Source organism: Eisenbergiella massiliensis, assembly GCF_003435485.1.
Map to the genome: position 1 here is coordinate 62,004 of NZ_QVLV01000009.1, position 13,542 is coordinate 75,545.

The following is a 13,542-nucleotide window of genomic DNA, read 5'->3' on the forward strand; positions in this document are numbered from 1 at the left end:
AACATAACGGCGGGTTTCCTTTTGCAGTGCCCAGGACAGTGCTTATTTTTCATAAAAGCTTCTGAAACAGTGCAAACCTGTCCAGCCCGTACTTCCCATACCCCAAATCCACAGTATCAATATACTGGAAACCGCATTTCTGGTACAGACGGATTGCCGGCTCATTTTTTTCATAAACATCCAGGCGCACGGCCTTCATGCCATTTTTCCGCCCATAATCGACGACGAAATGCACCAGCTGCCTTCCCACGCCCTTTCCGGAATAATCCGGGTGCACCGCCAGCGTATAGACAACGATAATATTGTCATAATCGGAAGGAAAATGCCAGTCCGCCTTTTCATAACCATTTTCCGGCACCTGGCGCAGGATGAAAGAACCGATAATACGTCCGTTTTCCCTGGCGGCATAGGCAGTGCCCTCCAGTACGGCGTTTTCAGCCGTATCCCTGGCCGGATAAATCCCACGTTTCCATTCGGGATAGTTGATATGGGATGCAAGGTAATCATTTACTTCATCATAAAACCGGGAAAGCGCATCAATATCGCTTTCTTGGGCTTTTTCAATTATTATATTCATCATATATGTTATCCTTTGTAATACTGGGCAGCCGTCCGGTAAGGCTGGCCGTTAATGAGTTCTGCCCGTTCTCCCTCCGGCATAGCGTAAAATGCATCCATGGTATAAAATCGTTCCCCAGGTAACGGCATAAAGTCATGTATGTTGTTGGTATTCATAAAGATATTCTTTTCGTTGTTCAAATAAAGGAATGTTTTCAACATCATTCTGCCAGGGAGGTTTAGTGTGAAAGAAAGTAGATGGCAGACAAAAATGGCGCACGTTCACAAGCTGTCTGAAAAGGCATTTGTGCCGCCAACTAAAAGGCGGCGGAATGGAGATTTTTATGTAAAGAACTTTTTCACCGTGCGATATTATCATAGCATATATTTAATGTTATTTCTATGAAATAAATAGTAAGATTAGGGTGTGCAAAAAACTGCTGCCATTCAGAAATAATCTGGCGGCAGTAGGTGTGAGGTCAGATATTCAGTTTTGACAGATTGATGGAAAAGCCAGGATAAATTCCTACAGGCACATTATCCGTGAAGGAATATTCATTCATATCGTCCGCTTCAAAATGGTAAACAGTGATACGGTCTTTTTCATGGTCAACAATCCAATATTCCCGAACACCGGCGGTGCGATATTTGAATAGCTTTTTGTTATAATCCATTGGCCTGCTGCTGGGAGAAACGATTTCTATTATCCAGTCGGGAGCACCAACACAGCCCTTGTCATTCAGTTTATTTTGGTCACAAATAACACTGATATCCGGTTCGACATAGTTTCTGTCGTTCTCATTCAGGAATACGGCAAATGGGGAGATATAAGCCCGATAGGAACCATTGTTGCCGTGAATATAATCCCGAATGGTTGCAAAGAGTTCTCCAATGATATCCTGATGTCTCCGGCTGTGAGGGGCCATGTAATAAATCTGACCGTCAATCAGTTCAGCGCGTTCTCCATCCGGCAGAGCGTAAATATCATCAATAGTATAAATCCGTTCCCTTGGTAACGACATAAAGTCATTTCCTTTCATGATAGAAGGATATTCGGTTTGTGAATATCCATAGTATGGGTGAGTAGTGAAGAACTATTCCTGGGATGCTCTGTTGTCACGTTCCATTCGTTCATCAATGGCTTTTTTTATATAACCATTGACGGTTTCTCCTTTGGACTCCTTTATCAAACCGGAATAAACCGAGATAAAATATCATAAACTAAGACGAACTGTCAAATGTACTTTATTCCCAGTATTTATGCGGCTTTGCAGGCTCGGGCCGGTAAAAGATAAACATTGACGAACCAGCCCTAATTGTATATACTTAAGTACAATCAGTGTATACAATCCGGACGGAGAAGAAAATTATGGAATCAATTACATTAAAAGCGATGGCCAAGATCAATCTCGGCCTGGATGTCATAAGACGCAGGGAAGACGGCTATCATGAGGTACGTATGATCATGCAGACCGTGGGCCTGTATGATGAACTCAGCTTCCGCAGGCAGAAGGAGACTTCTGTCCTTCTGACCACGAATATGCGCGCGCTTCCCACAGACGGGCATAACCTGGTGGTGAAGACAGCGGAGCTAATCAGGAAGGAGTACGGGATCCGGGAAGGGCTGAACGTGCACCTGAAGAAGAAAATACCCATGGCGGCCGGCATGGCCGGCGGAAGCACGGATGCCGCCGCGGTTTTTGTGGGGATGAATGAGCTGTTCGGGCTGGGGATGACCCTTGAGAGAATGCAGAGCCTGGCGGTGCAAATCGGCGCAGATGTTCCTTACTGTATCCAGGGAGGAACCGCGCTTTCGGAAGGTATCGGGGAGATACTGACGGCTCTGCCGCCGGCCCCTGACTGCTTCTGTATTATAGCCAAGCCGCCCATTTATGTGTCTACGAAGTTTGTATATGAGCATCTGCAGGCGGATAAGCTGGAAAAGCATCCGGATATTGACGGGATAATTGACAGCATCCGCGCCGGAAGCATCCGCGGCGTGGCGGACCGGCTGGAAAATGTGCTGGAAACCGTGACGGAGAAGGAATACCCGGTGATTGCGCAGATCAAACAGTTCCTCAGGGACAGGGGAGCGCTGGGCGCCCTGATGAGCGGAAGCGGCCCCACGGTTTTTGCACTGTATGACAGGAAGGCGGAGGCATCTGCGGCTTATGAGGCCCTGAAAAGGTCCGGGCTGGCAAAGCAGGTGTATCTGACATCCTTTACCGATAAAACGTGTCTGGCCAAATGATGCATGCGCGCCATGCGCAGACAGGAGCAGTGATGAAGATAGAAGAAAACACAAACGATTACCTGCCGTTAAGGGACGTTGTATTCAATACCCTCAGAGAAAGCATTCTGAAGGGAGAAATGAAGCCCGGAGAAAGGCTGATGGAAATCCATCTGGCCAATAAGCTGGGCGTAAGCCGTACGCCTATCAGGGAAGCTATCCGCAAGCTGGAGCTTGAGGGCCTGGTTACCATGATACCCAGACGCGGCGCCGAGGTGGCGCAGATAACCGCCAAGGGCCTGCGGGATGTACTGGAGGTGCGCCAGGCGCTGGACGCGCTGGCAATGGAGCTTGCCTGTGAACGGATTTCGGAAGAAGAAATCCGTGCGCTCAGAGAGGCCTGCGACCGGTTTGCACAGGTCACCAGGACCCAGGACGCAGTAAAGATAGCGGAAGCCGACGTTGCGCTTCACGATATTATTGTACAGGGGAGCCGGAATGAAAAGCTGGCCCAGATGGTGGGAAACCTTTCCCAGCAGATGTACCGATACCGCCTGGAATACATCAAGGATGTGAGCCAGCATGTAAGGCTTATTGAGGAACACGAAGAGATTTACAGATGCATCAGCAGCCGGGACAAGGATGCGGGTGCGCGGGCTATTAAAATGCATATTTATAACCAGGAGCAGTCCATCATGAACCAGATCCAGCAATATAAAGGATCCTCCAGGGTATAGGATGCCGTGATGCTGTCAATACTTTCCAATATAACGGACCGGAGGAAAGTGACAGCATGAAATATAAAGAAATTATCAGGGACATTGCGGCGGCAGGGCTGATAGCATTCAGCTTTTGGAGTGTTTTTTATCCGGAATTCACCTTTGCCACGGATGCCTATCAGAAAATAGAGGATGGAACGCCTGTGGAAGCCGATGGAAACGTGGCGGATTATTATGAAATTCTGGAAGCGGGAGAGGGCGAGGTAACGATCCGATTCAGCTTTATGGAAAAGCTCATGCCGGAAAAAGCGGATGAGGCCGTCAAACAGACGCAAGCGCAGAAGGAAACGTCCGCGGCTGCGGTGAACGGAAAAATGAGCGAGGCAAAGGCCGTCAGGTGAACTCCATCATCGTAAAAAGCCGTGATGAACGGCGGAATCGAGGAAGGAATGGCACAGAATATAAAACAGCTGCAGCATGCGCCCATCGGGGTATTTGATTCCGGTGTGGGCGGCCTTACGGTGGCACGGGAGATTATGCGCCAGATGCCCAATGAAAAAATAGTATATTTCGGCGATACAGCAAGGCTGCCTTATGGCAGTAAATCAAAGGATACCATTACCAGATATTCCAGACAGATAGTACGTTTCCTGGAAACTCAGGATGTGAAGGCTATAGTGGTGGCCTGCAATACGGCGAGCGCCTATGCGCTTGACAGTCTGGAGAAGGAAATACAGATGCCTATCATCGGCGTGGTAAAGCCGGGAGCCAAGGTTGCGGCCGAGGTAACGCAAAATGGCAAAATCGGCGTTATCGGCACAGAGGGAACAATAGGCAGCCAGATTTACACGGAGTACATACATAATATCAATCCGGATGCACGTGTCATTGGAAAGGCCTGCCCGCTGTTCTGCCCCCTTGTGGAGGAAGGGCTGTGGCAGGATCCGGTAACGGATGAAATCGCCTCCAGATATTTGACGGAACTGATAGATATCGGCATAGATACACTGATCCTGGGCTGCACTCATTATCCCCTGATCCGTTCCACAGTAGGCAGGATTATGGGAGATAAGGTAACACTGGTCAATCCGGCCTATGAAACCGCCATTGAGCTGAAACGGCTGCTGGCGGAGCATGACCTGCTTAACCCCCAGGCACCGGCGCTGGGAGACAATAAGTATAAATTTTATGTGAGCGATGGTGCGGATAAGTTCAAAACATTTGCCAATTCCATCATCAAGTACGGCATCCTGTCGGCTAAAACCATTAACATAGAAGAATACTGACAACAGACGGGAGGTCTGGAATAAATATGACAAAGGAAGTAATGGTTTCCATCAGAGGGCTTCAGTTCGACCAGGAAATGGACAGTGAAGAAATTGAAACAATCCAGTGGGGCCAGTATTATAAAAAAAATGATACGCACTATATCATATATGATGAGCTTATGGAGGGCTGTGACGAGCCGACTAGAAATATCATCAAGTTTAAAGAACATGAGATGAACCTGACCAAACGGGGAACGGTCAATGTATATATGGTTTTTGAAGAAAACAAGAAAAACATGACCAGCTATCTCACTCCCTATGGAAGCATCCTCATCGGCCTGGACACCAGCAGGGTTACGTTTACGGAGGAAGAAAAGGAAATCAGCGTCAATGTGGACTATGCGCTGGAGGTCAATTACGAGTACCTGGCTGACTGCAGGATAGAAATGCATATCCGGCCGAAGGACGGGGAAGGAATCAACCTGCTCTCCTGAAGCGAACGGACGGGAACATAAAAAGATGCCATTGCAGAAGCGCCAAACAGGTTTCTGCAGTGGCTTTTTTTGCATGGAAGGAAAGGTCATAAAAAGACAGCCGGAAAGGATAGTGACTTTTTATGACAAAACGTTTATGATGAGAAAAAGCCCGGTATTAAGGGAATATTCCGTCTCCATATACCACTGAAAAGGAAAACATGTCCATGAATCATGAGGAAATAGAAGAAATGCTGATTCCCCTCCGGGATTACGAAAAAAGCTGCAGAGAAATCTACCTTGCCAATCCGGAAGCCTTTCGGAATGTGGTTTGGAACTGGGAGGAATTCAAGGAGCGGTTCCGGGCAACGGACCACAGCGGCTATGCGCTTGGAGAAGAGCCGCCTGTTTTTATGGGGAATCTCCTCACCGAACAGGATTGCTTTGAAAATGAGAGCATCGAAGCGGCGGTTATTTTACATGACCGATATGCGCCGCCCTTTTACCATAATCTGAAATTTATCAAAATTGTGTACGCCCTTCGCGGAGGCTGCCGCTTTTTTGTGCAGGATAAAACCCAGGACAGGGAAACCGTGCTGAACGAGGGGGATTTTGTCATTATCCCGCCGGAGATGAACCAGGCAGTTTTTACCGGTGAGGAGGACGCGGTTACCGTGAATATTATCCTGAAAAGGAGCACCTTCGGGGATTCCTTTTACAGCCTGCTTCTGGAAAATGACAGTATATCCGACTTTTTCTGGCAGATGCTCTACAGCAAGGGAAGCAACCGGGCGCTGGTGGTGCGCTGCGGAAAGGATGAACGGCTGCGCAGCATAGTCCTGGACATGTGCGGGGAGGGGCTTTTCTGCCGGAAAAGCGCGCCTGCCGGAGGCAATCTTATGATGAAGGGATACGTAATGCTGCTGTTTGGCTGGACGCTGAAGGCGCATCAGCAGAAGATGGAGGAGGTGGGCAGCATCAGCGCCAGTGAGGCGGTCCTGCCGGTGATGATCCGGTACATCCGCGAGAACTATACCACGGTTACGCTCACCTCGGTGGCAAAGCATTTTGGAAAAAGCGAGGGCTACCTGAGCCGTTATATCCGCAGGGAAACGGGAAAAACCTTCCGTTTTCTGTTAAAGGAATTCCGGATGAAGCAGGCGGCCAATATGATAGAGAATTCCACCTGCAATATGGAAGAGGTGGCAGAGGCGATAGGCTATTCCGATATCAGCTGCTTTTACAGAAATTTCAAGGAAAGCTTTGGATGTACGCCGCAGCAATACAGAAACAAGAGAAACAGGGTCAGCCTGTAAAAAGAAAAGGAGAGGATTACTTATGGAATGGAAGGGAAAATGGATTGGACCTGCGCAGAGTATGGGGGATGTCTGCCCTGTGTTTGCCAGGGAATTTAACAAAGGGGATTTTCCGGGGAAGGAAATCGAATCGGTGCAGCTTCAGGTAACTGCAATGGGGGTCTATGAAGCACAGCTGAACGGAAAGCGCGTTGGGGACTATGTGCTCGCTCCCGGCTGGACTTCTTATGAAACGAGGCATCAGTATCAGTGCTATGATATCACGGAACTGGTGGAAGACAGGAACCGCCTGGAAATCACGGTAGGAAAGGGCTGGTACAGAAGCCCTGTTCCCGGCTGGATTACGGAAGAGGGGAAAGCGCAGCGGGCGGCAATTCCCGCAGGCCTGATTGCGGAACTCAAAATTACCTTTACGGATACAACAACCGCTGTGATTCCCACGGATGAGACATGGCAGGCTGCCGAAAGCAGGATCCGGTTCAGCGAAATCTACGATGGTGAGGTCTATGACGCCAGCTTTGAAGTTTCAGATTATCAGCCTGTGGTGCTTCTTGAGCGGACAACCGGCAATCTGATCCCCCAGCAAGGCGAAAAAATAACAGAGCACGAATATGTGAAGGCAGCGCGCTGCTTTACCGCGCCGAATGGAGAGGTCGTGGTGGACTTCGGCCAGGAGGTAACAGGCTACATACAGTTTACGCTAGACGCAAAGGCTGGGGAAAAGGTGGAAATTTCCCACGGGGAGGTGCTGGATAAGGACGGTAACTTCTATAATGCCAACTACCGCTCCGCCAAATCCAAGATTTATTATACCTGCTGCGACGGGGTGCAGACCTATAAGCCTAAAATGACATTTTTCGGATTCCGTTATATCAGGCTGGATCAGTTCCCGGGGACTCCCTGTGCAGATCAGTTCTATGCGGTGGCGGTTCATTCCGACATGAAGCGCACCGGCCGTCTCCGTTCCTCCAATCCGCTTCTGAACCAACTGTTCAGCAATATTATCTGGGGACAGAAGGGCAATTTCCTGGATGTGCCCACGGACTGCCCGCAGCGTGACGAACGCATGGGATGGACGGGAGACGCGCAGGCTTTTGTCAAGACAGCAAGCTATAATTTTGATGTGGACCGGTTCTTTACCAAGTGGCTGGCGGACATGGCTGCGGATCAGCGTCCGGACGGCTCAATAGGCCATGTGGTCCCCACCCTTTATGTGGGAAGCGGCAGCGCTGCCTGGGATGACGCCGCTGCCATCTGCCCCTGGCAGATATATCTGACCTACGGGGATAAGGAAATCCTCAGACAGCAGTTTGACTGTATGAAAAAATATATCGGCTTCATTACCAATAGCACAAAGGATCCGTACCTTTGGACCGGCGGGGAGCATTATGAGGACTGGCTCGGCCTGGACGCGCCTGTGGGGAGCTATAAGGGATCTAGCAGGGCGGATTTTATAGCCTCTGCCTTCTATGCCTATTCCACCTCCCTTGTGGTAAAGGCCGGCAGGGTGCTGGGAGAGGATATAAGTGAGTATGAGAGGCTGTACCAGGGGATCGTGGATACCTTCCGCAAAACCTTCACAGATTACCGGACGCAGACAGAACATGTCCTTGCCGTGCATTTCGGGCTTGCCGAGGATCCTCAGAAAACCGCAGATGCGTTGGCGGAGATGATAAAAGCCTGCGGAAGCAAGCTGCAGACTGGTTTTGTGGGAACCCCCTATCTGCTTCACGTACTGAGCAGCTACGGACATACGGAGCTTGCCTATACCTTGCTTTTGCGCACGGAATATCCTTCCTGGCTCTATCCTGTTACAAAAGGGGCCACTACCGTCTGGGAGCATTGGGACGGCATCATGGAAAACGGGGACTTCTGGAGCACGGATATGAACTCCTTCAATCACTACGCATACGGCGCGGTAGCCGACTGGGTATACGAGGCGGCGGCAGGAATTCAGACGGTGGAGGATGCGCCGGGCTTTGCCAGGGTAAAAATAGCCCCCCAGCCCGACAGCAGGCTGGACTGGCTGGAAGCTTCCATTGAAACAAGGAAAGGAACCGTCCGTTCCCTCTGGAAGCAGGAGGAAGGCAGAATCCGCTATGAAATAACCACACCGTCACCCGCCGAGATAGTAATTGCCGGAGAGACGATAGAGGTGGGGGCAGGAGATTATATTTTTTACTCTGAAATTGCCTGATAAAGTAAGAAAAGCCTGAAACAGGAGACTTATCGTAAAAATGTCGTCAGGGCTGCCGGGCCGGGAGTGCATACTGCAATCCCGGGTCCGGAGGCCCTGTTTTTGGTCAATGGGGAGGCCTGATTTTTTATGGGGACGGGAAAAGGAGGAAACAGCCGGAGGGATCTGTGATACAATAACAGAAGAACGCAAAAATCCCGTATTGTTACGGACAGGCAGGAAACAGACAGGAGGATTACAATATGAGTGACTTGGAAGGATTGAAATTAATACCGCCGCTTCAGGTGCCGCCGGAGCAGTTCCCGGAATCGGAGGAGCTGCCGGAGGGAGTTAAAACAGTGGCCTGGAAGGACGCCTATGGTTTTGGGGTGGAATTTCTTCCGAATGTGGTGTATGCCAACAGGGGAGGCATTAACCTGCATCTCCAGATCATGGTGCCCAAATCAGGGCAGGAGCCGGATAGAAAATGGCCGCTGATTATGTTTGTGCAGGGATCCGCCTGGCATAAACAGGACGTTTTTGATCATCTTCCAAATCTGATCCGGATGGCGCAGCGGGGCTTTGCCGTAGCCATTGTGGAATACCGGCCCAGTGATATCGCCCCCTTTCCGGCGCAGGTCCAGGATACAAAGGCCGCTATCCGTTACATGAAAATCAATGCAGGTAAATATCGCGTGGATGCGGACAGGACCGCTCTGTGGGGAGATTCCAGCGGTGGCCATACCGCGTTGATGGCAGGCTTTACAGGAGACGGGGAACCGGACATGGATGCCTACCGTGAACAGTCTGCGGCCGTAAAATGCATTGTGGACTGGTACGGTCCCACGGACATCGCAAAAATGAATTATTACCCCAGCTCCATGGATCACACACAGGCAGACAGCCCGGAGGGCTTTGTCATCGGCCGCAAAAATGTCCTGGAAAACCCGGAGCTGGCCGATGCCACGGTTCCCATGAATTATCTTTCCCGGGAAAAGGATACGCCGCCCCTGCTTATCATGCATGGCGGAAGCGACATGCTGGTGCCCTTTAACCAGAGCTGCAGACTGTACGAAAGAATGAAGGAACTGGGGAAAAATGTGGAATTCATCAAGCTGGCAGGCGCCAATCACGGGTTTATGGGATTCAACTGCGATGAAGCGTTGGATGCGGTGGAGGGATTTCTGCGGAAATATATATAATTATACTGACCGGATGTTTTATTGGGATTGGGGTAAAATTACTGCAACAGCAAGATGCTGTCCCGGAAATGAGGGGAAATGAGACGGTATACATTAAAATTTCAGATTGTTCTGCTGTTTTTCCTGATTAGCCTGCCCGCCCTTGCATTGTCCCTGGCTGCAAGCAGAGTCAATATGAAGGAAGCACAGGAGCAGGTGGTTAATGTCAAACAGAACAGCATGAAAATGCTGGTAAAGCAGTATGATACGAGCCTTGAAGCGATTGAAAATTATATTCAGCTTATCCTTTATGCGGATAATACTTATTCTGCGCTTCGTCTTAACGAAAAGGATTCCAGGTATCAGCAGGCAAGGATCTGGCTCAGGGACGAACTGGATAATCTGCTGAAGTATTTTCCATTAGCAGCGGGTTTTTATGTGAGGATTCCGCATAATGAAGATATTTATATCGTGAAACAGCTTGATAAAATTCCATTGGATGCGCAGGAATATCTGGAGGAACAACTGATGCGGAAAGATAATTTCGCCAGGCCTGATATTATTGAGCATGGAAAGACACAGTATCTGTTGAAATCTTACAGTAATCAGTTTGTTGAGATTGGATATATTCTTCAGCTGAACGAATTATGGGAACAATTCAGCAATAATGTGGAGACGCAGGATATTCTGGCGGTTTATCTGCCGGGAAATGGAAAGCGCATCAATTTATCGGATAAGGGATATAAGGATAATGATTTTTCACAATATACGAAGCTTGAAGCTGGATTTTCCCATGTGGATGTCAGATTAGAGCTTTATCTGCCCAAAAACAGTATGTCGGGCAGAATTTCCATAAGGGACAGATTTATTCTGTACTGCTCTATTTTAATGCTGGTGCTGCTTCCAATTTTTATGCTTCTTTTGAGAAAGCTCTTTTTGATACCTATGAAAGGGATTTCCTGTGCTATGCAGGAAATCCTTAAGGGAAATACAGAATACCGGATTCAGCACTTTTCAAAAACACAGGAATTCAGTGAAATTGAACAGGCTTTTAACAGCGTGCTTAATTACAGTAAGGATTTGAAAATTGAAGCATATGAATTAAAGCTGGAAAAAGAAAAAGAACAGCTGATTAATTTAAAGCTGCAGATAAATCCGCATTTGTTATTAAATTCGCTGAATACTATCTATAGCCTCACAATGAATAATAAAATAGCAGAAATTCGGGAATTTTCTTTAAACTTGTCGAAATACTTCCGATATGCGCTGCGGAATACTTCGGAATTTGTAACGATACAGTCGGAGATTGATTTTATTAAGGTATATAGTAAGGTACAGAAAATACGGTATCCAAATGCCTTTTATATTATGTTTGATGTGGATGAAGAGCTGATGGAGGAAATGATTCCGCCTCTGATTATACAGAATTTTGTGGAAAACAGTACAAAATATGCATTGGTGCCCGGAGAAGAGATAGAAATTCTTGTAATTATTAAAAAAAATGATTCCACTCTGCGGATTTCAATATGTGACAGCGGAAGGGGTATTGATGAAGAACTGCTGGAACAGATATCTCAGGGACAGATTATCTGTGACAGCCGCGGAAGGCATGTGGGAATATGGAATTGTGTGAAAAGGCTGCGGAGCTTTTACGGACAGGACGCACATTTTCATATTACTTCACAAAAAGGTGAAGGAACTCAGGTATGGATGGAGTTTCCCTGTCATTTTGCGGGAGAGGATGGAAAGGAAATGAAAGATGAATCTGTTGATAATAGATGATGAAATAGAAATAATCAATGGAATTATGGCAGGAGTCCGGTGGGAAAATCTGTGTTTTCAGACTGTTTATCAGGCGACATCCATTGAAGAGAGCAAGAAGCTGTTTTACCAGGATACGATTGATATTGTTTTGTGTGATATTGAAATGCCTGACGGCTCCGGTTTGGATCTATTGGAATGGATTAGGATGCAGTATCCGAAAACAGTGCGTATTATTATGACGTGTCATGAAGAATTTGATTATGCAAGACGGGCAATAGCGCTTGACTGCAAGGATTATATTGTAAAGCCGATGGTTTATGAAGAGCTGGAGGAAAAACTGCTTCATATAGCAAAAGAGATAAACCGTAACTGGGAGAATGACAAATATCAGGCATTCGGAAGGGAATGGATGAAACAGATTATCAGGGAAGGCGAGGTACAGGAAGGCCCGGCTTCCAGGGAGGAGATTGTCAAACAGGTGAAGTCGTATATTACGGCAAATCTTCAGGAAGAACTGAGGATCGAATTCCTTGCAAAAAAATTCTTCCTTTCTGCAGATTATCTGTCCAGATTATTTAAGAAGGAAGAGGGGATTGGAATCGGGGATTTCATACTGGAGGAAAGGATGTTCCTTGCCAGGGAGCTTTTGAAGGAAGGGCGTCTTTCCATTGCAAGAGTGGCCTATGAATGCGGATACGACAATTACAGTTATTTTACCAAAATATTCAAAAAAAAGTATGGTATGACGCCCCGGGAATATGGGCAGGCATTGAAGGAAAAAGAGAGTGCGGATTAGTGCTATTTGTGTTCGGATATTTTCTTTTTTTATTCTTCAAAAATTTTTATAATAAAGTTGTCATTGAGGTAAGGCCAAAATGACAGCTTTATTTTTTGAATTAAAATTGGAACGGATGGGTGCTTATGAAAAAGAAAAGGCATATGAACTGGAAAAATGCGATCCCGATTTATGTAATGATGCTGCCGGGCATAATCTATCTGCTGATTAACAATTATGCTCCGATGTTTGGTCTGGTTATCGCTTTTAAGAAAATTGACTGGAATAAGGGAATTTTGAGAAGCGACTGGGTGGGGTTTGACAACTTCAGGTATCTGTTTGCTTCCTCCGAGGCATGGATTATGACCCGCAATACCATTCTGTATAACCTGGCATTTATTATCCTGGGAACAATAGCCGCAATTGCCGTGGCCATACTTCTGAACGAGATAACATCCAAGTTTTCAGTAAAGGTATATCAGACACTTATATTATTACCTTATATGATATCCTGGGTGATTGGCAGCTACCTTATTTATGCGATGCTCAGTTCGGAGACGGGACTGATTAATCAGGTGATTTTCAAAGCGCTGGGTATAGAACCGATAGTGTGGTATCAGGAAAAAAAGTACTGGCCGTTTATTCTTATAATCGTAAATTTATGGAAGAGCGTAGGATTTTCCATGGTAATTTACCTGGCAAGTATTGTGGGAATCAATAAGGAATATTATGAGGCTGCGAAAATAGACGGTGCAAGGAAGTGGAAACAGATTACCAATATTACGCTTCCGCTTTTAAAGCCTACAATCATTACCTTGATCATCATGAATATAGGCGGGATTTTTTATTCAGATTTTGGCCTGTTTTACCAGGTTCCCAGAAACTCAGGGGCTTTGTTTGATGTGACCCAGACGATTGATACATATGTATATAATGCTTTGATGCAGCAGGGTAATATAGCGCTTTCTGCTGCTGCCGGTTTCTATCAATCAATAGTAGGCTTTGTCCTTGTAGTTATAGCTAATGCAATTGTGCGTAAATACAGTAAAGAAAGTGCATTATTTTAATTGGGAGAGAATGGT

The 13,542-nt window shown here is 47.2% G+C and carries 13 protein-coding genes and 1 pseudogene; 11 read left to right on the forward strand and 3 right to left on the reverse strand.

What is annotated here, in order from left to right; translation table 11 throughout:
- Positions 1-49 precede the first annotated feature (49 nt).
- The 3 genes and pseudogenes from DXC51_RS14310 to DXC51_RS14320 form a co-directional block, all read right to left on the reverse strand.
- Positions 50-580, reverse strand: coding sequence for a GNAT family N-acetyltransferase (locus DXC51_RS14310; RefSeq protein ID WP_330413837.1), 531 nt, complete (start codon positions 578-580; stop codon positions 50-52).
- Between the two features lie 26 nt (positions 581-606).
- A pseudogene (locus DXC51_RS30630) lies at positions 607-708 on the reverse strand (Uma2 family endonuclease); the annotation flags it as partial.
- Between the two features lie 329 nt (positions 709-1,037).
- On the reverse strand, positions 1,038-1,580 hold the full coding sequence (locus DXC51_RS14320) for a Uma2 family endonuclease (RefSeq protein ID WP_117544784.1): 543 nt from the start codon (positions 1,578-1,580) through the stop codon (positions 1,038-1,040).
- A gap of 347 nt (positions 1,581-1,927) precedes the next feature.
- Here DXC51_RS14320 and ispE point away from each other — a divergent pair, with 347 nt between their 5' ends.
- The 11 genes from ispE (at position 1,928) to DXC51_RS14375 (ending at position 13,527) form a co-directional block, all read left to right on the forward strand.
- Positions 1,928-2,809, forward strand: a complete 882-nt coding sequence (gene ispE / locus DXC51_RS14325) for a 4-(cytidine 5'-diphospho)-2-C-methyl-D-erythritol kinase (RefSeq protein ID WP_117544785.1) — start codon at positions 1,928-1,930, stop codon at positions 2,807-2,809.
- Between the two features lie 32 nt (positions 2,810-2,841).
- Complete coding sequence (locus tag DXC51_RS14330; protein WP_035324357.1) at positions 2,842-3,525, forward strand: GntR family transcriptional regulator; 684 nt, start codon at positions 2,842-2,844, stop codon at positions 3,523-3,525.
- Positions 3,526-3,581: 56 nt separating this feature from the next.
- On the forward strand, positions 3,582-3,908 hold the full coding sequence (locus DXC51_RS14335) for a hypothetical protein (RefSeq protein ID WP_117544786.1): 327 nt from the start codon (positions 3,582-3,584) through the stop codon (positions 3,906-3,908).
- A 48-nt stretch (positions 3,909-3,956) separates the two neighbouring features.
- The gene (murI, locus tag DXC51_RS14340; protein ID WP_117544845.1) at positions 3,957-4,793 is read left to right on the forward strand and encodes a glutamate racemase; all 837 of its coding nucleotides are present in this window, start codon (positions 3,957-3,959) and stop codon (positions 4,791-4,793) included.
- 26 nt (positions 4,794-4,819) lie between these two features.
- Positions 4,820-5,269: a YwiB family protein gene (locus DXC51_RS14345; protein WP_021640207.1), complete on the forward strand. Its 450-nt coding sequence runs from the start codon at positions 4,820-4,822 to the stop codon at positions 5,267-5,269.
- 206 nt (positions 5,270-5,475) lie between these two features.
- Complete coding sequence (locus DXC51_RS14350; protein ID WP_025487560.1) at positions 5,476-6,564, forward strand: AraC family transcriptional regulator; 1,089 nt, start codon at positions 5,476-5,478, stop codon at positions 6,562-6,564.
- Between the two features lie 22 nt (positions 6,565-6,586).
- Positions 6,587-8,761 (forward strand): alpha-L-rhamnosidase, encoded by a 2,175-nt coding sequence (locus DXC51_RS14355; RefSeq protein ID WP_117544787.1) that lies wholly within the window; start codon positions 6,587-6,589, stop codon positions 8,759-8,761.
- A 242-nt stretch (positions 8,762-9,003) separates the two neighbouring features.
- A complete protein-coding gene (locus tag DXC51_RS14360; protein ID WP_117544788.1) occupies positions 9,004-9,942 on the forward strand; it encodes an alpha/beta hydrolase in 939 nt (312 codons plus the stop codon).
- A 78-nt stretch (positions 9,943-10,020) separates the two neighbouring features.
- Positions 10,021-11,703: a sensor histidine kinase gene (locus DXC51_RS14365; protein WP_102290134.1), complete on the forward strand. Its 1,683-nt coding sequence runs from the start codon at positions 10,021-10,023 to the stop codon at positions 11,701-11,703.
- Positions 11,681-12,481 (forward strand): response regulator transcription factor, encoded by an 801-nt coding sequence (locus DXC51_RS14370; protein WP_021640214.1) that lies wholly within the window; start codon positions 11,681-11,683, stop codon positions 12,479-12,481. Before DXC51_RS14365 ends, DXC51_RS14370 begins: the two co-directional genes overlap by 23 nt.
- Positions 12,482-12,606: 125 nt before the next feature.
- Positions 12,607-13,527, forward strand: a complete 921-nt coding sequence (locus DXC51_RS14375; RefSeq protein WP_021640215.1) for an ABC transporter permease — start codon at positions 12,607-12,609, stop codon at positions 13,525-13,527.
- Positions 13,528-13,542 lie beyond the last annotated feature (15 nt).